The sequence below is a fragment of the Mesorhizobium sp. USDA 4775 genome (genome assembly GCF_054062655.1).
Window position 1 is genome coordinate 944,010 of record NZ_JBSSFM010000001.1, and the last position, 18,144, is coordinate 962,153.

The window sequence follows — 18,144 nt, forward strand, 5'->3', positions numbered from 1 at the left end:
AACACAAGGTCTGCTGCATGGCCCTTGGATGAAACCGATACTGAAACATCTGGCGACGGCGAGCCTGGTCGGGCTTGTCCTGCTTCGACCGTTCCACGCCCGCGCGGACGAGGATGACGACGGCGATCACGACCGGGCGCGGGACCTTTACGAGCGTGGCGAAATAAAGGGCTTGGCCAATATACTGGGCGTGGTTCACGCCGATGCTCCCGGCGACATCGTGGCCGTCGATTTCATCCGGATTGGCGACCGCTGGGTCTATCGCTTCCAGGTCGTCGCCCCTGACGGACGCCGCAGGATCGTTGACGTCGACGCCGGCGCCGGCGTGCTGATGCGCGACAGGGGTGGTGATTGATGAAAATACTCCTTGCCGAAGACGAGCCGCGCATCGCGGGCGACATCGCGGCAGTGCTCAAGGCCGCGGGGATGGCCGTCGATACCGTGCGCGACGGAGAGGCCGCGTGGTTCGCGGGCGACGTCGAGAATTACGACGCGGCGATCCTCGATCTCGGATTGCCGAAACTCGATGGCCTGACGGTGCTGAAGCGCTGGCGGGCCAACACGCGCCGCTTTCCCGTCCTCATCCTGACGGCACGGGGCCTTTGGACCGAGCGCGTCGAAGGCATCAACGCGGGCGCCGACGACTACCTGCCCAAGCCGTTCGAAATGGACGAGCTGCTGGCGCGGCTGCGCGCTATCCTTCGCCGTTCGACAGGCCAGGCGGCACCGGTGCTGAAATCCGGACCGCTGGTCCTCGACACGCGCCAGATGCGCATTTCGCTGCGCGGCGTTCCCGTCGCACTGTCGCCGCTGGAATACCGGCTGATGGCGTTCCTGATGCATCATGCCGGGCGCGTGGTGGCGCCGACCGAACTCGCCGAGCATCTCTACGATTCCGGCAATGATCGCGATCCGAACACAATCGAGGTCATTGTCGCGCGCCTGCGCCGCAAGCTCGGCAACGACGTCATCGAGACTCGCCGCGGCTTCGGATATTTCGTACCCGACGAGCCGTCCTGATGGGCAATTCGATCCGCTTCAGGCTTTGGTCGGCGGCCACCATTTCGATCCTCGTCGCCCTTGCCATCGCCGGGGTCGGGCTACGCTATCTGTTCGAGCTGAATGTCGAGAGGCGTATCGTCGGCGAACTGACCGCCGATCTCAATGAACTGATCGGCGCGACCAGCTTCGCGGCCAACGGCCAGCTTTCGGTCGCCCCGGGCCTGACCGACCCGCGCTTCACCAATCCGCTGTCGGGTCATTACTGGCAGGTGGAAGACCTGGCCAGCCATGGCCTGGTGCGCTCGCGTTCGTTGTGGGACGCAAAGCTTGCATTGCCCGGCCAAGGCGCGAGCGGCGAACTGAGAACGATCGAGGAGCTCAAGGGGCCTGGCGACGAACTCACCGTAGCCGTCGTGCGCACCATAACCGATGCAGACGGCCGGTCGTTTCGCGCCATCGTGGCGGAAGATCATAGCAGCGTCACAGTGTCGGTGCGCGAATATGTACGCGATCTCATCCCGGCGCTCATCCTGCTCGCCGCCGCCCTCATGGCGGCCTTCTTCGTCCAGATCACCGTTGGCCTCGCGCCGCTGGAAAGCCTGCGGGTCGCCGTTCGAAACGTGATCGCGCAGCGGACGGCACGACTGGACGTGGCGGCGCCGAGCGAGGTGCAGCCGCTCGCCGACGAAATCAACCGCCTCCTCGATGCGCAGGAGAAGGCCCTTGCACGCGCCCGGTCGCGCGCCACCGACCTGGCGCATGGCCTCAAGACGCCACTGCAGGTGCTGTCGGCCGACATCCGGGCCCTGCGCGGGAAGGGCGAAACCGAGTTGGCCGACGAGATCGAGAAGAGCGCTGGAGCGATCCGACGTCATGTCGAGCGCGAACTCGCGCGCGCCCGTCTGGCGCCCGGCGTTTCCGGCAAGGCATCGTGCCGTGTCAGGGAAGCCGCGGCCGGCGTCATCGCCGTCATCAAGCGCACGCCGGGCGGCAAGCAGCTCTCGTTCCTGGTCGACGTCGCGGACGATTTCATGGCGCCGGTCGACGAGGGCGACCTTTCGGAAATCCTCGGCAATCTGGTAGAGAACGCCGCACGCTTCGCGAGATCCTCGGTCAAGGTCAATGCGTGGGCAACCGGCGGCGAGGTGTCCATAGCCGTCGCCGACGACGGCCCGGGCATCCCCGATGCCGACCGGGAATCCGCCCTGTCGCGCGGGGTGCAGTTGGACAGCAAGGGCGGCAGCAGCGGGCTGGGCCTGGCCATCGTCTCGGACATTGTCGAAGCCTATGGCGGGCGGCTGACCATGGCCAACGCCGATCCAGGCCTGGTCGTGACCATCACCCTCCCCCGCCAGGGTTGATCGACACTCAGGCAAAGCCGGGGAAATAGTCGACCTTTATCTTCGAGCGGCGAACACCCATGGCCAGCAGCGTGTCGCGCAGCGCCTTGACCATGGCCTGGGGGCCGGAAATGTAGAAGGTCCGCTCCGGATAGTCGGGAATGGCCAGGCGCACCAGGCGCGCGTCGATATAGCCGGGATACTGGCCCCGCTCGGCCCCCCGGGCCACGGCAAGCACCGTCCTTATACCCAGTTCCCGTCTCGCCGCGCCGAGCACGTCGCGATAGGCGATGTCCTGCTGCGTCTCTGCTCCGTAGAGGACGACGATGGGCCGCCTTTCATGGCTGTCGATGAGATATTGCAGCATCGAGCGGAATGGCGTGATGCCGATGCCGCCGGCCAGGAAGGCAATCTTGGTTTGGGGATTGGCCGGCAAGGTGAAGTCGCCGGCCAGCTGGGAGGCGTGGATCGTGCTGCCCGGCTTCATCGCGCCCAGCATTCGCTTGAAGGCGCTCGATTGCGGGTAGAACTTGACGCCGAGCCGTATGGATTGCTCCGTGGGCGCCGACGCCACCGTGAAATAGCGGCGGTTGCCGCGACTGTCCGATCGGTCGAGCCCAAGTGTCCATTCCAGATATTGTCCAGCCTGGAAGGCAAGCTTTCGCGGTGACCTGAAGATGAAATCATAGCTGTCGACCGCCGATTGCTCGATGCGCTCGAGCGTCAACACGAGGCGTCCTCTCGGGCTCACGGCGTAGGCAAACAGATTGCCGGTCAGAAGCGCCAGTTCCGGCGTGAAATAGAACGAGCCGACATGGATGTTGGGCGCGAACAGGAAGCCGACGATGGCGGCGAAGGCGATGCGTGGCCACCGTGTCGTCGGCGCCGTCAGCGGCTCGGTCAGCATCACGAAGGCGAAGAACAGCAGCGGCGACGAGCCCAGTGTCTCCGTCAGCGCGGCAGCGTATTGCGACGGCTCGGTGGTTGCCAGGATTGTCGCCAGCGCGACGACACCGAAGGTGGCGACCAGATCGAGCCGGCGCAGCTTGCGCACCATGAGAAGGCCGCCAAGAAGCACGACGGGAAGCAATGGCAAATTGCCGCCGACCCACCAGGTGGCCGGCTGGTCGAGCAGCAGCGCGGTCAGCGCCACGCCCAGCGCCGCGGGATTGAACAGGTGTTTCCCGCCGATGGCGAGGATGAACTTGGATGAAATCGCCCAGACGCAGGCGAATACCACCGCGCATATCCCCTTGAGGTCCGTGGCGGCCACCGGATCGAGGATGAGCGCCAGGATGAGGGCGGTGATGTAGACCGACTCGTTGTTGGCCGGAACCTTGAAGACGGCGGCAAAAACCCTGTTGGTGATCCAGCAGGCTGCCAGCATCAGCCCCGTCGTGAAGGCGAGCATGACCGGGTCATGCGGCACCAGCTTGAGGAAACCGAGCACGAAGGCCGTGCCCAGCAGGGCGATCAGGTAATAGAGGACCAGCCGGTACATGGTCTGATGGTCGAGAAGCCGGTCGATGGTCTTGATCATGGCTGGCAAAAAGCTCCGAAGCCGCTCGTCGGCGTGGCCCGACGGTTGCTGTCGACGACGTAGCCTTCGAGGCCAGGCGCCTGTTCGAGAAAGAGAATGCCCTGCCGGCCCATGGCGAAGGCGGCGGTGGCGAAACGGTCGGCCTCCAACACATCCGAGCCGATGACGGTCAGGCTGACGATTTCGGTGATCGGATCGGCTCCGAGCGGATTGTAGATGTGCTGCCCGCGCACATAGGTGCCGGAGGTGGCGACGCCGTGTCCTCGCGGGTAGACGATCTTGATGATCTCTTCGGCATTGAAGGGATTGCGGATGCCGACGCTCCAGTCGAGACCCGAAGCATTTCGGCCGCAGGACTGGATGTCGCCGCCCGCCTCGATGAAGAAATCGCCGACGCCGGCCCGGCGAACGATCCCGGCGGCATTGCGGATGGCCCAGCCCTTGACGATGCCGGACGGGTCCAGCGATCCGTCGGGCTTGCGGATGTCGAAATATCCGTCCGTCTGGTTTTTCGTCTGTGCGGCAAGCGCCATCACTTCCATCATTTCGGCGCTCCAGTCGCGGATCGGAAGATCACCCCGGTTGATGGCCGAAATCTCGCTGTCGGTCCTGTAGGTGCTGAAGCGGTGGTCGATGTGCTCGAAATAATCGAAGACCGCTTCCACAAGGGTCGCACCCGAGGCACCGGCGATGTCGACGGTGATGGGCATGCCCATCAAGATCCTCGTGTCGCGCATCGATCAGGACGATGCCTTCTTCAATGCGCCGCCAAGCGACTGGATGAAGGCCTTGCTGGTCAGCGTGGCGCCCGAAATGATGTCGACATTGGCGCTCTGCGCACTGATCGCCTCGTCACGCAGCATCGGCAGCGCCTGCCTGTTGATGCTGACCGAGGTGCGGCGGTCATTCGGGTATTTCAGCACCTTGAGCGCCGTGAGACGGCCGCCTTGGATGGAGGCCTGAATCTGGATGAGGCCGTAATAGGCATCGGCGGCAGGACCGGTGTAGGTACCGTCGGCAAAGCCGTGCCCCGCCGGCTTGGGGCTCACAGCCAGCTTCATGGCGGCCTTGAAGACGCGGGCGGGTGCTTGCGGATAGTCCGGCCTCGGCTGGGGAATGGGGATATAGACGGCCGGGGTTATGGTGAAGGATGCCGTCCGTGGCGCGGCATCGGCGCCAGTTTGAACTGGCGCCTGTTCGGGCTGGGCTGCGGGCGCTTGAGAAAGCTGCGGAGGGCTGGATGAGAGCGGCGGCTTTATCGCCTGCTGCTTCGGGGTGGGCGCCGAGATCGCGGCGGTGGTTTCATCGCCGACCGATGTTGGCTTGGGTGCAGGAGGATCGAACCGCACACTCTGCTGGCGGATCCCAGGCGATGGCGGCGCAGGCGCTGGAGTGGGATCGGTTCGAACGGGGCTGGCCGGAGCTGGGGGCTGCACCACACTGTCCTCGGCGGCATTGGCGGAACCCGCTGTGTCGATCATGTCGCCGGCAGGACCCTTGCCTGCCTGGTCCCATACATAGGCGCCCGAAGACGCGATCACGAAAAGTGACAGGGCAATCTGTTTCATGGGCTCGTTTCACCTTGAATCCCGTGCCGGCGAATCGGCTTCGCGGCTATTCGGAAACAATGTCTCACGATCCACCTGACAATTGGCTGTCAGGCCCCGGCACCGTCAACAGCACCGATCCTTGAGCCTCCAGTCGTCACCTCGAAACGAACGGGACGACGGCGGCCGTCAACCAAACCTGCCCTCGCGGCTAGGCGCTGAACAAACCACTTCAAACCGGGCCGCGGCTTCGCTACGCTTGCGGCCATGTCTCAATCCAGCACCGCGATCTTCGGCGCCCGTCGCGACCAGGCGTTTCCCACGCTGAGCGAGGCCGACATCGATCACATGCGCCGTTTCGGCGAGGCCAGCGCCTATGCGGCCGGCGAGCACATCATCAGGGCCGGCGATGTCGCGCCGGGTCTCATCGTCGTGCTGTCGGGCAAGGTCGATATCACCCAGGATGGTCTTGGCCGGCGCGAGACGATCGTCACCCACGGCCCCGGCAGCTTCGTCGGCGAGCTGGCGCAGCTTTCGGCCCGGCCCTCGCTGGTCAATGCCGAGGCCGCCGAGCCGGTCGAGGCCTTCGTCATTCCCTCGCGGCGGGTGCGCGACCTGATGGTGCAGGAGGCCAATCTCGGCGAGCGCATCATGCGGGCGCTGATCCTGCGCCGCGTCGGGCTCCTGGAAAGCGCCACAAGCGGGCCGATCATCATCGGACCCTCAGGCAATGCCGACGTGCTGCGGCTGCAGGGCTTCCTGGCTCGCAGCGGCCAGCCGCACCGCGTGCTCGATTCCGGCAGCGACCCTTGCGCCAAAACCCTGGTCGAGCGTTTCGATGTCGACGCGCACCATCTGCCGGTCGTGCTGTGCCCGAACGGCAGGCTGCTGATGAATCCCGGTGAGAAGGACCTCGCCCGCTGCATCGGCCTGCTGCGGCCGATCGATGCCGATACGCTGTATGATGTCGCCATTGTCGGCGCCGGGCCTGCGGGCTTGGCGGCGGCGGTCTATGCCGCCTCCGAAGGGCTGTCGACCATCGTGCTCGATTGCCGGGCCTTCGGCGGCCAGGCCGGCGCTTCCTCGCGCATCGAGAACTATCTCGGCTTCCCCACCGGCATCACCGGCATGGCGCTGATGGCGCGCGCCTACAACCAGGCGCAGAAATTCGGCGTCGAAATGGTGATTCCGGACGAGGCGAAGCTTTTGAGTGCCGCGACCGACAATTCGGGCGCCCGCTACCTGCTCGATGTCGGCGACGGCGAGACGGTGCGCACCCGCAGCGTGGTGATCGCCAGCGGCGCGCGCTATCGCCGCCTCGATGTCGCTAATTTGTCGCAGTTCGAGGGAACGTCCGTCCATTATTGGGCCTCGCCGATCGAAGGCCGGCTTTGCGCCGGGCAGGAGGTGGCGCTGGTCGGCGCCGGCAATTCGGCCGGGCAGGCGGCCGTCTATCTCGCCAGCCATGCGCGCAAGGTGGCGCTGCTGGCGCGCGGCGGCAGCCTCGATGCCTCGATGTCGCGCTACCTCGTCGAGCGCATCAAGGCGCAGCCGAACATCGAGGTGCTGACCGAGACCGAAATCGAGGCACTGGAGGGCGAGGAAGGCAATCTTGCCACTGTCCGCTGGCGCAACCGTGTCAGCGGGCAGGAGACGACACGCCCGATCGGCCACCTCTTCCTGTTCATCGGCGCCGATCCCAACACCGACTGGCTGGCGCAATGCAATGTGGCGCTCGACGCCAAGGGCTTCATCCGCACCGGATCGGAGCTCGGACCGGAGCATGGCCTGATGGAGACCAGCCGCAGCGGCGTGTTTGCCATCGGCGACGTGCGCTGCGGCTCGGTCAAGCGCGTCGCGGCCGCCGTCGGCGAAGGTGCCCAGGTGGTCGCGGCCTTGCATGCCTATCTCGCGCGGGACGGCAGCCCCGCCGTCACGCCTCAAAGCATGATCCCGAAAAGTGGCAACCGGTTTTCGGAAGAAGATCACGCTTCAACGAAGAGATATTTCAGGAGAGAGTGATGGCGGACGAATGCAAGCATGCGGCCGGGATCAAGGATGTGACGCCGAGCGCGCTCGGCTGTGAGGAATGCCTGAAGAGCGGCTCGTGGTGGGTGCATCTGCGGCTCTGCCGCACCTGCGGACACGTCGGCTGCTGCGACGACTCGCCCAACCGCCACGCGACAAAGCATTTCCACGCCACCAGCCATCCCGTCATCGAGGGCTACGATCCGCCGGAAGGCTGGGGCTGGTGCTATGTCGACGAGGTCTTTCTCGACCTCGGCGACCGCACGACGCCGCAGAACGGGCCGATCCCAAGGTTTTATTGAGGCGCCGCGCACGCGGCCAAGTTTCCGCCCGATACTGCCGATCTCGCGATCAGTCCCGCTTTGGCGTCACGGGCGCGCGTGCCGGATTGTCGACGCTGTTCTCATTCACCTGGAAGGCCTTTCCTTCGACCTTCTTTTTCCTGAGATCGTCGCCGGTCTGCGGTTGCGGCGGACCCTCGGGATTTTGCTCGGTGTTTTCGTTGACGTCGAGGGCTCGGGTCATGATGTCCTCCAGGGCTGTCCTGGAAGACAATGTTCGACGCGGCACGCGGTTCCGCCGGCAAAGCAGGCGCGCCTTGCAATCAGGCGTTTGTGGCCGGACAGCAGCAGCGTTTACCGTCGGTCCACCTTGTGCCGGCACCGTCATGCCGGCTTGTGCTGTCGCACGACCCTCCACTCATGCCAGATCAACACCATCACGACCGCATCGAAGACGGTCAGGACCAGCAGGCCGGGTGAATGGGTGTATGAGTAGCGGTAGACTTGATAGATCATGAACAGGCCCAAGGCCGCGAGCGAGGCCGGGTAAGACCAGAGCTTGCCTCTCAAAAGCCCGACAACCAGGGCAAGCTTTATCAGGCCGTGGCTGAGCAGGTAGAAGGCGTAGAACTCTTTGCTGGCGATAGAAAAATGGCTTGCCATCTGCGACAGATGCCCAGCTATGAAATCGTTCGGATCTTCGATCAATTCTTCCGCGGTGAGGGCATTGACCCAGGAGGCGATGGTATCGGTGGTGACGACATAGAGCAGAAGCCCGCCGATGCATTCGATCAGGGCATGCGCGCCCTTCAGCCATACGCTGACTTCGAAGATCTGATGGATGCGGTGTTCATCGACGGGTTTCAACAATCCACCTCACAACCAGCCACGTGGTACGACTGGCTTACCGCGAGAACTCCCGGCTGGACAATCTGGTGACCAAAGTTCTTTAGGCCGCCAACGGACGCGTGCAGAACGCGATCGACGGGACGGCTCTTCAGGATCAGCCCGCGAAGTACCGATACCCCAGCCATCCCGCCAGCGCCACCGAAGCGACCCAGATACAGGCGATGATCAGCGCCGCGCCGCGGCTCACCGGCCTATCGATGGCGAGGGCGGCGGCCGCCCTGTGTTCTGCCATGACCTCGGGCGGTATCATCTTGACCACGGCAAGGATGCCCAAGGGGACCAGGACCGCATCGTCGAGGTAGCCAACCACGGGGATGAAATCGGGAATCAAATCGATTGGCGACAAGGCGTAGCCCGCGACACACATAGCAAGCGCCTTGGCGTACCACGGCGTTCGGGGATCGCGCGCGGCGATGTAGAGCGCATGCACGTCGCGCTTGATCGTTCGCGCCCATTCATTCAGTCTCGGAGCCATTGGCGACCTTAACGCCGACGATGATGCCCCGATAGCGCACGCCAGCCGCCCGGCGCCCCTACATGGCATCCGCCTCGAAGAGCTGACGGACCTCTTGTTAATACATGGCACCGGTTCGGGGCTTCCCGCAAGCGGCTCGGAGCCGCTCCGTTTATCGCACGGATCCGGTAACGGTCCGGTCGACATCCGGAACGGACTTGCGGTCATTGCCGGCAAGCGCGGCTATGAGCAGCAGGCTGGCCACCACCGGAACGAACAGGACGGCGACACGGGCCTGTACATGAAGAATGGCGCGCCATTCGTTGCTGCGCTTGTCGGGGCTGTCGCTCATCATACTCACTTTGCCATGGACCCCCCGAGGGGTCACATAGAGGTGAACTGTTAAGCAACTCCTTCCGACTTCGTTAACGGGGCCGCAAACGCGAAATCAGCTGAGCCCGATGCGCCTCGCGCCTTGCCGGAACAGCGCCTCGGCATCGGGGTCGAAGCGGAAGGTGCCGATGAAATCGTCGGCACGGTAATCAGGCAATGTCCTGCGGATCGCGGCGGCGAAGCCGCGCGCCTCCTCGAGCCGGCCGGCAAGCGCCAGGCAGTGCGCGGCGATCGCCAGGATGATGGTATGCGCGTTGGGCCGCGCCGCCGCCTTGAGCGCCCATTCGGCCGCCTCCTCGAACTGGCCGAGCCGGACATGCGACATGGCGCGCGACCCCAGCATGCCGAACAGCAGCGGGTCGAAGGGGCTGAGATGCCGCGAATGGTCGGACGAGCTTATCGCCGCCTGCGGGTCGCCCGACTGCGAGTGGACGAAGGACAGCGCGTAATGGCCAAGCGCGAAATTCGGGCTGAGATCCACCGCCCGCTCCAGTTCGGAGAGCGACCCGTCCTGCTCGCCGCGCAGCCACAGCGCCCGGCCCATCGCCCAGTGCGCGGCCGGATTGTGATCGTCGACCAGCAGGCTGTGGCCGGCGCTCTCATAGGCCAGCGCGCTTTCCCGGTCGCGGTCGCCCCAGCGCTGGAAGGCATTTTGCCAGTGGGTGAAGGACAGGCCGGCATAGGCGCGGGCAAAGGTCGGATCGAGCTGCAAGGCCTTGTCGAAGAAATGCCGCGCCTGCTCGTTCTCGGCCTGGGTGAAGCGGTACATGTGCCAGAGGCCGCGATGATAGGCTTCCCAGGCATTGAGCGAGTTGGGCGCCTTCAGCTTGGCGCGGTTGCGCTCGACCGTTTCGATCTCGGCCGAGATCGACGACACGATGCTGTCGCCGATATCGTCGAGCACGGCGAAGAGGTCGTCGGGCCGACGCTCGAAGGTTTCGGCCCAGACAATCCTGGCCGTGCGCACCTCGACCAGCTCGACGCTGACGATCAGGCGGCCGGTCAGGCTGCGCACCGTGCCGGTGGCGACATAGTCGACGCCAAGCTTTCTGCCGGCCTCCTCGGGTGCGATGGCTTTCTCGGCCAGCGCGAACACCGATCCGCGCGCGATGACGAAGAAATCCCGAAGCTTGGCAAGCCGGGTGATGATGTCGTGGGTGAAGCCGTCGGCGAGCCCGCCACGCCCGCCGCTTTCCTCGACAAACGGCATCACCGCCAGCGACGCCTGGCTTGGCTCGACCGTGGCCACGTTATCCGCTGTGACCACCAATTGCGGCAGTGTGGACAGGCCGGCCGGCTGTGACTTGAGCGGGCTGCTTGACTGTTGATGGCGGATTGCCTGCCAGGCCGCGCGAAGCGGGGCGAAATCCAGCTCTTCCGACTGGAATAGGCGAGCAGCCGACGCCAGATGCTCCTCGGCCGCGCCGATAGCGCCGCGCTCGGCCAGATTGGATAGCAAGGCCAGATGAGCGCGCGTGTCGAAAGGCGCCAGCTCGACCCATTTATCGAGATGCGTGGACATTTCGGGCGAGCCCGCCGGATGGTTTGCGGCAAGCAGTTCCAGCACGGCGGCGTGGTATGCGTGAAAACGCCGGCGCTGGGCGACCAGCCAGCCGTCGAAAAGCGGGCTCCGCTCCAGCTCCAGCCCGTCGAGCAGATCGCCGGCGAAGAGTCCTGCCAGCGCCTGCAGCCGCTCCACATCAAGCGTAGCGATCCCTTGCGCGGCGGCATGGCTGATCTCCAGCGCATCGACATGGCAGCCTTCGAGATCGAGCGCGACCGTATCGCCTGGCGTGATGACCCGACGCCGGTCCGGCGTGTCGAGGGCGGCGCGCAGCTTGCTCAGGCACCAGCGCAATTCGCCGCGGGGGTCGTTGGGCACATCCCACAGCAACTCGCACAGGCGGCCACGGCCCACGGCGTGCGGCGCCAGCACCAGATAGGCCAGGAGCGCGCGCAACTTGCGCGATGCCGGCAGCGCCACTGGCACGCCGTCGCGCAGGATTTCCAGCGGTCCGAGCAGGCGCAAGGACAGGATCGGCCTGTCAGCCTCCAGCCTCGATGGTGCGGATTCCACGTGCGTTTCCACGCCTGCTCCCACGCTGGCCCGTCGACCCTTGCTGTATCACCAAACGTGACACGGCGCATCCGGGGCGAATCTCGCGCCGGATACCGTCACTGCCGCATCGTCGGCATGTCAGTCCTAGCGCGGCCATGTCTCGAAACCTCGCCGCCCAACCCGCCGGTTTGTAACCGGCCTGTGAAGACGAACACGATCGAGGAGATCAAAACATGTTGAATCGACAGGAAATCAGAACCACCGCCGGGCGCGGTCGCCTGTTCGACAGCATTCTTGACACCGTCGGCGACACGCCGGTGATCCGCATCAACAATCTGGCACCGGCCCATGCGACGATCTACGTCAAGGCCGAGTTCTTCAACCCCGCCGCCTCGGTGAAGGACCGGCTGGCGCTCAACATCATCGAGGAGGGCGAGCGCAGCGGCGCGTTGAAGCCCGGGCAGACGGTGGTCGAGGCAACCAGCGGCAACACCGGCATTGGGCTGGCCATGGTCTGCGCGCAGAAGGGTTATCCGCTGGTCGTCACCATGGCCGACAGCTTTTCGGTCGAGCGCCGCAAGCTGATGCGCATGCTCGGCGCCAAGGTGGTGTTGACGCCGCGCGCCGAAAAGGGTTTCGGCATGTACAAGAAGGCGGTGGAACTGGCCGAGGCCAATGGCTGGTTCCTCGCCCGGCAGTTCGAGACGGCGGCGAACGCCGCCATCCACGAGGCCACCACGGCGCGTGAGATCGTCAATGATTTCGCCGGGTCGCGGCTCGATTGCTTCGTCACCGGCTATGGCACCGGCGGCACGGTCGTCGGTGTGGCGCGCGTGCTGCGCCGTGAGCGGCCGGAGACCCGCATCGTGCTCTCCGAACCGGCCAATGCGCAGCTGGTCGGCAGCGGCAAGGCGCAGCAGCGCGGTGCCCATGGCGCCCCTGCCGCCAGCCACCCGGCCTTCGAGCCGCATCCGATCCAGGGCTGGACGCCGGACTTCATCCCCAACGTGCTGCAGGAAGCCATCGACGCTAGCCTCTATGACGAGGTGGTGCCGATTGCCGGACCCGAAGGCATGAAGTGGGCCAAGGCCTTGGCGCAGAAGGAGGGCATCTTCACCGGCATTTCCGGCGGCGCCACCTTCGCCGTGGCGCGGCAGGTCGCGGAAAAGGCGCCGGCCGGATCGGTGATCCTGTGCATGCTGCCCGACACCGGCGAGCGCTACATGTCGACGCCGCTGTTCGACGGCATCGAGGCCGAGATGGATGCCGAGGAGATGGCGCTGTCGCGCTCGACGCCCGGCTGCCAGTTCCCGGCGGCTTGACGGAGACCGGTCATGGACATCGCGCAGGAAACCCTCGGCGTGGCCGCCGAGGAAACGCTCGACCCCGCCGACTGGGCCGCAGTGCAAGCCCTGTCGCACCAGGTCATTGATGATGCTGTCGATTACCTCAGCGACATCAGGGACCGCCCGGCCTGGCGCGAGATGCCGGCGGAGGTGCGAGAAGCCTTCGCGGCACCCTTGCCGCGATCGCCGGCGCCGCTGGCCGCCGTCTACGGCGAGGTGTCGCGCACGGTGATGTCCTATCCGATGGGCAACATCCATCCGCGCTTCTGGGCCTGGTACATGGGGTCGAGCAACTTCACCGGCGCGCTCGGCGATTTCCTGGCGGCGATCCAGGGTTCCAATCTCGGCGGCGGCAACCACGCCGCCGGGCTGATGGACAGCCAGGTGGTCAACTGGTGCAAGCAGATGCTGGGCTTTCCCGCTTCCGCCTCTGGCACGCTGGTCAGCGGCGGCTCGATGGCCAACATCATCGGCCTGACCGTGGCGCGCAACACCAAGGCCGGCATCGACGTGCGCGAGCACGGCGTCGCCGCAATCGAAAAGCCGCTGCGCTTCTATGGCTCGGACCAGATCCATTCCTGCCACCGCAAGGCGATGGAAGCGCTCGGCCTCGGCAACCGGGCGCTGCGCCGCATCCCGACCGATGCCGGCCTGCGCATCGACATACCGGCCTTGCGCGCGGCGATATCGGAGGATCGCGAAGGCGGTTTCAATCCGGCCTGCGTCATCGGCAATGCCGGCACCGTCAACACCGGTGCGATCGACGATCTGCGGGCGCTCGCCAAGCTCGCGCATGAGGAAGGCCTATGGTTCCATGTCGATGGCTGCATCGGCGCGCTGATCGCGATCGCGCCCGACAATGCGCATCGCGTCGCCGGCATCGAATGGGCGGATTCCGTCGCGCTCGATCCGCACAAATGGCTGCACGCGCCGTTCGAGGTCGGCTGCGCCCTGGTCAGGGACGCCGTCGCGCATCGCCGGACCTTCGCGGTGACGCCGGAATATCTGGAATCGACGCCGCGCGGCCTCGCCTCAGGCGAATGGCTGCACGATTACGGCCTGCAGACCTCGCGCGGTTTTCGCGCGCTGAAAGTCTGGATGGCGCTGAAGGAACATGGCGCCGATAAATTCGGCCGCCTCATCGACCAGAACATCGCGCAGGCCTCCTATCTCGCCGGGCTGATCGAGGCCGAGCCGCTGCTGGAGCTGGCGATGGCGCCGACCATCAACATCGTCTGCTTCCGCTACCAGCCCGGCGTCACCGGCGAGGCACTGAAGGCGCTCAACACCGAGATCATGCTGCGGCTGCAGGAAAAGGGCATTGCCGCCCTTTCCGACACCACCCTGTATGGCGAACACTGGCTGCGCGTGGCGATCGCCAACCACCGCACAAGGCGCGACGATCTCGATCTTCTGGTCGGCGAAACGGTGCGGCTGGGGCGGCAGATCATGGCGGAAGGTTCTTCCGTGAAATAGTTCCAAAAGCGAAGCGACAGGCATGGGCGGTCATGCGATTCTGCGGTGGTGATTCGGGAGGTCCGACCGTGACGCTGTTTCGTATGGCCGTGCTCGCGGCGCTCGTCTGCACGACCTCGGCCAAGGCCGCCGACATGGCCTTCTTCGTCAAGAACCTGCGCAAGGAAGCGGTAGCGGTCGAGCTGTTCAGCCGCGACCGCGAGACCGTCTGGCCGGGCAACGGCAAGGTGTTCCTGATCGACCCGAATTCCCAGAAATCGGTGCCTCTTTCCTGCAATCAGGGTGAGGCGCATCTGCTATGGCGCCTGGGTCGACGGCAATGACCGGATCTCGGCCGGCGTCGGGCCTGATAACGACCAGCCTTGCGACACCTGCTGCTTCATCTGCGTGGAACACACGACCGAGACGATCGATCTGGTGCCGTGATTGGCCGGGCGTCACCAGAGCAATTCCGGGAAATTGTGAAATGGTTTCGGTCAGGAATTGCTCTAGGGAAGGCCCGCCTTGCGAAAACCGTCGACGAAATGATCGCGCATCGCGGTGTCGCGGAATGGCTCCGTCCAGACCCAGTAGCTGGTCGTGAAGTGCGGGTTGCCGATGAGGAACATTTCGACCTCGGCCCGCGCCTCGTCGAGCCGGCCGAGTTGCGCCAGGCTCGCCGCCAGGAAACGGCGTGAGCTCGTCCGGTAAGTCTCCTCCCGGCGCAAGGTCTCGACGGCGGCTTCGTAGTCGCGCGCCGCATATTGTGCTTCGCCGAGCGTCAGATAGTACCAGCTTGCCGGATAGGGATTGAGCCGGAACGCCTTGCGGATGTGCTCGAGGCCTTCCTCGACTCGTCCGGCCAGCACCGCGATGTCGGACAAGGTCGCCCAGGCGTCGGCCTCGTTCGGGTCGAGTTCGAACGCTTTGGCGAATTCGGCTTCCGACTCTTCGAAACTGTGCTCATAGGCGAGCAGATTGCCGAGCACCCAACGGCAGCCGGCATCGTTGGGATCGATCGCCACGGCCTTGCGCGCCAGTTCCAGCGCGATGCGACGGTTGGGGTCGACCGGCTCGCCCCAATGCACCCATCCCATCCAATGGTTCATGGCAAGCCAGCGATGAGCCTCGGCGTAGTCCGGGTCGAGAGACACCGCGCGCGTCAGCAACAGATGCGCTTCCCTTGCCGTCTGTGGTGATTCGTCGATCAGCTTGCGCGCCCGCACGCACAGATCGTAGGCCTCGAGATTTGTCGGCCGGTTGCGTGGCGGCGGCGCCCGCAGCCGTCCGAGCAGCGCCTCGACGATCTTGGCCGTGGCCTCGTCCTGAACGGCAAATATGTCGTCCAGGCCGCGATCGAAGCGTTCGGCCCACAGATGCTCGCCGCTTATCGCGTCGACCAGCTGGGCGTTGATGCGCACGCGCCCCGCGGCGCGTCTGGCGCTGCCCTCCAGCAGATAGCGCACGCCAAGCTCCTCGGCGATCGCGCGCACGTCCATCGCCTTGCCCTTGTAGGCAAAGGTCGAGTTGCGGGCGATGACGAACAGGCCCGGGGCCCTGGACAAGTCGGTGATCAGATCCTCGGTTAACCCGTCGGCGAAGGCCTCCTGCTCGGGGTCGTTGCTGAGATTGACGAAAGGCAGCACCGCTATCGATGGCTTGTCGGGCAGCGGCAAGGGTTTACGCTTTGCCCGGTCGAGCTTTTCGATGGCGCCCGTGAAGCGGTAGCCGACGCGCGGAACCGTCGATATCCATTCTCCGCCATCGGCGGGCGGACCAAGCAGCTTGCGCAGCTGCGCGATCTGGACGGTGAGGTTGCCTTCCTCGACCGCCGTTCCCGGCCACGCCGCATCCATCAGCTCGGCTTTCTCCAGGATTTCGCCGGGCCGTCCGACGAGCGCGGCAAGCAGCTTCAGCCCACGATAGCCGACAGCAACAGGATCGTCGTTCCGAAGCAGCGTTCCCGCACCCGGATCAAGCACGAACGGACCAAAGGCAAAGCGCGATCCCTGCATAGGGCGCATCTATAGAGCAATTCCGCGAAAAGTGTGAGGCGGTTTCATCGGGGAAAGCGCGCGGCGCCTCCCCAGGGAATGGCGTCAAAACAACGCGTTAGCGCCTGTTTGGAACTTTTGAGAACTATTTGGCAGGGCTTAATTACGGCGCCCTCCATATCCTGCAGAATTCAACCTCGTTCAGATCAAAGGCCGCCCATTCTCAAGCCTGTGGGCGCCAAAACATATGGAGGTTGTCATGACCAATATCTTTGCTTCGGCCCCGCATCAGGCAGTGCGGTGTGGAGCGCGCGGTGGGGCAGACATCGCGCCGGCGCTACAGCCTTGCCACCTTGCGGAACACCATCGCGGCCTGGCGTCAACAGACACGCTATCGCTGGGACCTCAAGCGGATCTCGGAAGTCAATCCGCATCTGATCGACGATATCGGCCTGACCAGGCGGGAGGTCGATGAAGAGATCGCCAAGCTGCCGTTCTGGCAACGATAGGGGCAAGCCTGCAATGACGCCGGTTCGTCGTTTAGCTCCCGCGATTCTATCAGGGATTGTCGTCATCCCCCTTTAGCACCGGCCCCCGTCATGGCATGATGACCCCATCGGCCGTGGGGGCCGATTCTTCATCGGGGGTTTCCATGTCTTTCATACCAGCGCGCCGGCTTGCCGCCGCGTTCTCGCTTGCCATCCTTTTTGCACCAGCCGCCCATGCCGGCGACGTCACCTTTGCCATCAAGAACAGCCATCCCAACGCCATGCGCCTTGAGCTCTACAGCCAGGATCGCGATTATGTCTGGCCGGGCAACGGCAAGGACTTCTATCTCGATGACGGCGAGACCAAGTCGTTGCCGATCTCCTGCAACGAAGGCGAATCCATCTGCTACGGCGCCTGGGTCGATGGCGACGAGGGCACCTATTGGGGCGTCGGCCCCGGCAACAAGGAAAAATGCGAGGATTGCTGCTACACCTGCAGCGGCGGCGAGACCGAGGAGATCAATCTCGTCCCCTGACCGGTTTGCCAGCTTGACGGTCTCCCCCATGGGAGCGATAGCCTGTGCCGATACCCAAAGCGCGCCGCGTCGGTTCAGCCGCGACGCGCCCCAGGCAAGAGGAGCACGGCAATGGCAGGCACGGTCGAGGGTGAGAAGATCGACGTCGGCTTTTCCGCCAAGCGCTGCATCCATTCGCGCAATTGCGTGCTCGGCGACCCGCATGTCTTCGTGCCCAACGCGCCGGGGCAATGGATCCATCCCGACGCGGCCAGTGTCGAAAAGATTGTCGCCATCGCCGAAAGCTGTCCGTCGGGTGCCATCACCTATGTCAGGAAGGATGGCGGGCCGCAGGAACAGCCGCCGGTGGTCAACACCGTGCGGCTGCGTGAAAACGGCCCGCTTGCCGTGCATGCCGAGATCGTGCTCGACGGCGAAACCTTCTTTCGCGCCACGCTGTGCCGCTGCGGCGCGTCGGAAAACAAGCCGTTCTGCGACGGCAGCCACAGCAAGGCCGGCTTCACCGCCACCGGCGAACCGCCGCTGAAGGACACGCCGGCGCTCGAAGCGCGCAACGGCCCGCTGAAAGTGACGCCGACCACCAACGGCCCACTCAAGCTGGAAGGCAATGTCGAGATCGTCACCGGCACCGGCCACACGATCGACCGCACGCAGCGCACCTTCCTCTGCCGCTGCGGCCACTCGGCCAACAAGCCGTTTTGTGACAATACGCATAAGAAGATCGGCTTCGTGGCATAAAAGGCCGTTCGCCAGCGTTAGTGTAGGATGAGGG

General features: G+C 64.8%; 20 protein-coding genes. 11 read left to right on the plus strand and 9 right to left on the minus strand.

Annotated features, from left to right (window positions below; translation table 11 throughout):
- The first annotated feature begins 28 nt into the window (after positions 1-28).
- The 3 genes from ACVILI_RS04835 to ACVILI_RS04845 are packed head-to-tail and all read left to right on the plus strand — an operon-like array spanning position 29 to position 2,363.
- Positions 29-355 (plus strand): PepSY domain-containing protein, encoded by a 327-nt coding sequence (locus ACVILI_RS04835; protein ID WP_019862319.1) that lies wholly within the window; start codon positions 29-31, stop codon positions 353-355.
- Complete coding sequence (locus tag ACVILI_RS04840) at positions 355-1,020, plus strand: response regulator transcription factor (RefSeq protein ID WP_019862321.1); 666 nt, start codon at positions 355-357, stop codon at positions 1,018-1,020. Before ACVILI_RS04835 ends, ACVILI_RS04840 begins: the two co-directional genes overlap by 1 nt.
- A complete protein-coding gene (locus ACVILI_RS04845) occupies positions 1,020-2,363 on the plus strand; it encodes a sensor histidine kinase (protein WP_019862322.1) in 1,344 nt (447 codons plus the stop codon). Before ACVILI_RS04840 ends, ACVILI_RS04845 begins: the two co-directional genes overlap by 1 nt.
- Positions 2,364-2,370: 7 nt before the next feature.
- Here the strand turns inward: ACVILI_RS04845 and ACVILI_RS04850 are convergent, their stop codons facing one another.
- The 3 genes from ACVILI_RS04850 to ACVILI_RS04860 are packed head-to-tail and all read right to left on the minus strand — an operon-like array spanning position 2,371 to position 5,450.
- Positions 2,371-3,882 carry an RnfABCDGE type electron transport complex subunit D gene (locus ACVILI_RS04850; RefSeq protein WP_038650986.1) on the minus strand — a complete coding sequence of 504 codons (1,512 nt, stop codon included), beginning with the start codon at positions 3,880-3,882 and terminating at the stop codon, positions 2,371-2,373.
- Positions 3,879-4,598 (minus strand): FAD:protein FMN transferase, encoded by a 720-nt coding sequence (locus ACVILI_RS04855; RefSeq protein WP_240564569.1) that lies wholly within the window; start codon positions 4,596-4,598, stop codon positions 3,879-3,881. The genes ACVILI_RS04850 and ACVILI_RS04855 overlap by 4 nt, the downstream gene beginning before the upstream one ends.
- A gap of 24 nt (positions 4,599-4,622) precedes the next feature.
- A complete protein-coding gene (locus ACVILI_RS04860) occupies positions 4,623-5,450 on the minus strand; it encodes an FMN-binding protein (protein ID WP_038650992.1) in 828 nt (275 codons plus the stop codon).
- A gap of 246 nt (positions 5,451-5,696) precedes the next feature.
- Between ACVILI_RS04860 and ACVILI_RS04865 the strand changes: the two genes are divergently transcribed.
- Positions 5,697-7,451: an FAD-dependent oxidoreductase gene (locus ACVILI_RS04865; protein WP_038650995.1), complete on the plus strand. Its 1,755-nt coding sequence runs from the start codon at positions 5,697-5,699 to the stop codon at positions 7,449-7,451.
- Positions 7,451-7,759 carry a UBP-type zinc finger domain-containing protein gene (locus ACVILI_RS04870; RefSeq protein WP_015314705.1) on the plus strand — a complete coding sequence of 103 codons (309 nt, stop codon included), beginning with the start codon at positions 7,451-7,453 and terminating at the stop codon, positions 7,757-7,759. The genes ACVILI_RS04865 and ACVILI_RS04870 overlap by 1 nt, the downstream gene beginning before the upstream one ends.
- Positions 7,760-7,808: 49 nt before the next feature.
- On the opposite strand, the gene ACVILI_RS04875 is transcribed toward ACVILI_RS04870, so the two are convergent.
- The 5 genes from ACVILI_RS04875 to ACVILI_RS04895 form a co-directional block, all read right to left on the minus strand.
- Positions 7,809-7,982 (minus strand): hypothetical protein, encoded by a 174-nt coding sequence (locus ACVILI_RS04875; protein WP_019862329.1) that lies wholly within the window; start codon positions 7,980-7,982, stop codon positions 7,809-7,811.
- Between the two features lie 140 nt (positions 7,983-8,122).
- Positions 8,123-8,605: a DUF2127 domain-containing protein gene (locus tag ACVILI_RS04880; RefSeq protein ID WP_441937222.1), complete on the minus strand. Its 483-nt coding sequence runs from the start codon at positions 8,603-8,605 to the stop codon at positions 8,123-8,125.
- A gap of 136 nt (positions 8,606-8,741) precedes the next feature.
- Positions 8,742-9,122, minus strand: a complete 381-nt coding sequence (locus ACVILI_RS04885) for a YkvA family protein (RefSeq protein WP_038651004.1) — start codon at positions 9,120-9,122, stop codon at positions 8,742-8,744.
- Between the two features lie 151 nt (positions 9,123-9,273).
- Positions 9,274-9,453, minus strand: a complete 180-nt coding sequence (locus ACVILI_RS04890; protein WP_027047588.1) for a hypothetical protein — start codon at positions 9,451-9,453, stop codon at positions 9,274-9,276.
- Between the two features lie 96 nt (positions 9,454-9,549).
- On the minus strand, positions 9,550-11,571 hold the full coding sequence (locus ACVILI_RS04895) for a transcriptional regulator (RefSeq protein ID WP_051726948.1): 2,022 nt from the start codon (positions 11,569-11,571) through the stop codon (positions 9,550-9,552).
- Positions 11,572-11,786: 215 nt separating this feature from the next.
- Here ACVILI_RS04895 and ACVILI_RS04900 point away from each other — a divergent pair, with 215 nt between their 5' ends.
- The 3 genes from ACVILI_RS04900 (at position 11,787) to ACVILI_RS04910 (ending at position 14,698) form a co-directional block, all read left to right on the plus strand.
- The gene (locus tag ACVILI_RS04900; protein WP_019862335.1) at positions 11,787-12,875 is read left to right on the plus strand and encodes a PLP-dependent cysteine synthase family protein; all 1,089 of its coding nucleotides are present in this window, start codon (positions 11,787-11,789) and stop codon (positions 12,873-12,875) included.
- 12 nt (positions 12,876-12,887) lie between these two features.
- Entirely contained in the window at positions 12,888-14,375 is a 1,488-nt protein-coding gene (locus ACVILI_RS04905; protein ID WP_051726883.1) for a pyridoxal phosphate-dependent decarboxylase family protein, read from the plus strand.
- A 68-nt stretch (positions 14,376-14,443) separates the two neighbouring features.
- On the plus strand, positions 14,444-14,698 hold the full coding sequence (locus ACVILI_RS04910) for a hypothetical protein (RefSeq protein ID WP_457102347.1): 255 nt from the start codon (positions 14,444-14,446) through the stop codon (positions 14,696-14,698).
- Between the two features lie 165 nt (positions 14,699-14,863).
- Here the strand turns inward: ACVILI_RS04910 and ACVILI_RS04915 are convergent, their stop codons facing one another.
- On the minus strand, positions 14,864-16,378 hold the full coding sequence (locus ACVILI_RS04915) for a winged helix-turn-helix domain-containing tetratricopeptide repeat protein (protein WP_240564570.1): 1,515 nt from the start codon (positions 16,376-16,378) through the stop codon (positions 14,864-14,866).
- A 284-nt stretch (positions 16,379-16,662) separates the two neighbouring features.
- On the opposite strand from ACVILI_RS04915, the gene ACVILI_RS04920 reads away from it, so the two are divergent.
- The 3 genes from ACVILI_RS04920 to ACVILI_RS04930 all read left to right on the plus strand — a co-directional run bounded on the left by ACVILI_RS04920 (position 16,663) and on the right by ACVILI_RS04930 (position 18,110).
- Positions 16,663-16,857, plus strand: coding sequence for a DUF1127 domain-containing protein (locus ACVILI_RS04920; RefSeq protein ID WP_457102348.1), 195 nt, complete (start codon positions 16,663-16,665; stop codon positions 16,855-16,857).
- Positions 16,858-17,000: 143 nt separating this feature from the next.
- A complete protein-coding gene (locus ACVILI_RS04925) occupies positions 17,001-17,372 on the plus strand; it encodes a hypothetical protein (RefSeq protein WP_019862338.1) in 372 nt (123 codons plus the stop codon).
- A 111-nt stretch (positions 17,373-17,483) separates the two neighbouring features.
- The gene (locus ACVILI_RS04930; protein WP_038651010.1) at positions 17,484-18,110 is read left to right on the plus strand and encodes a CDGSH iron-sulfur domain-containing protein; all 627 of its coding nucleotides are present in this window, start codon (positions 17,484-17,486) and stop codon (positions 18,108-18,110) included.
- Positions 18,111-18,144: the final 34 nt, after the last annotated feature.

Coding starts and splice junctions, on each gene's coding strand:
- ACVILI_RS04855 (WP_240564569.1), bottom strand. CDS start 4,598: ATGGGCATGCCCATCACCGTCGACATCGCCGGTGCCTCGGGTGCGACC.
- ACVILI_RS04870 (WP_015314705.1), top strand. CDS start 7,451: ATGGCGGACGAATGCAAGCATGCGGCCGGGATCAAGGATGTGACGCCG.
- ACVILI_RS04875 (WP_019862329.1), bottom strand. CDS start 7,982: ATGACCCGAGCCCTCGACGTCAACGAAAACACCGAGCAAAATCCCGAG.
- ACVILI_RS04900 (WP_019862335.1), top strand. CDS start 11,787: ATGTTGAATCGACAGGAAATCAGAACCACCGCCGGGCGCGGTCGCCTG.
- ACVILI_RS04860 (WP_038650992.1), bottom strand. CDS start 5,450: ATGAAACAGATTGCCCTGTCACTTTTCGTGATCGCGTCTTCGGGCGCC.
- ACVILI_RS04885 (WP_038651004.1), bottom strand. CDS start 9,122: ATGGCTCCGAGACTGAATGAATGGGCGCGAACGATCAAGCGCGACGTG.
- ACVILI_RS04845 (WP_019862322.1), top strand. CDS start 1,020: ATGGGCAATTCGATCCGCTTCAGGCTTTGGTCGGCGGCCACCATTTCG.
- ACVILI_RS04890 (WP_027047588.1), bottom strand. CDS start 9,453: ATGAGCGACAGCCCCGACAAGCGCAGCAACGAATGGCGCGCCATTCTT.
- ACVILI_RS04835 (WP_019862319.1), top strand. CDS start 29: ATGAAACCGATACTGAAACATCTGGCGACGGCGAGCCTGGTCGGGCTT.
- ACVILI_RS04865 (WP_038650995.1), top strand. CDS start 5,697: ATGTCTCAATCCAGCACCGCGATCTTCGGCGCCCGTCGCGACCAGGCG.
- ACVILI_RS04925 (WP_019862338.1), top strand. CDS start 17,001: ATGTCTTTCATACCAGCGCGCCGGCTTGCCGCCGCGTTCTCGCTTGCC.
- ACVILI_RS04840 (WP_019862321.1), top strand. CDS start 355: ATGAAAATACTCCTTGCCGAAGACGAGCCGCGCATCGCGGGCGACATC.
- ACVILI_RS04915 (WP_240564570.1), bottom strand. CDS start 16,378: ATGCGCCCTATGCAGGGATCGCGCTTTGCCTTTGGTCCGTTCGTGCTT.
- ACVILI_RS04905 (WP_051726883.1), top strand. CDS start 12,888: ATGGACATCGCGCAGGAAACCCTCGGCGTGGCCGCCGAGGAAACGCTC.
- ACVILI_RS04850 (WP_038650986.1), bottom strand. CDS start 3,882: ATGATCAAGACCATCGACCGGCTTCTCGACCATCAGACCATGTACCGG.
- ACVILI_RS04930 (WP_038651010.1), top strand. CDS start 17,484: ATGGCAGGCACGGTCGAGGGTGAGAAGATCGACGTCGGCTTTTCCGCC.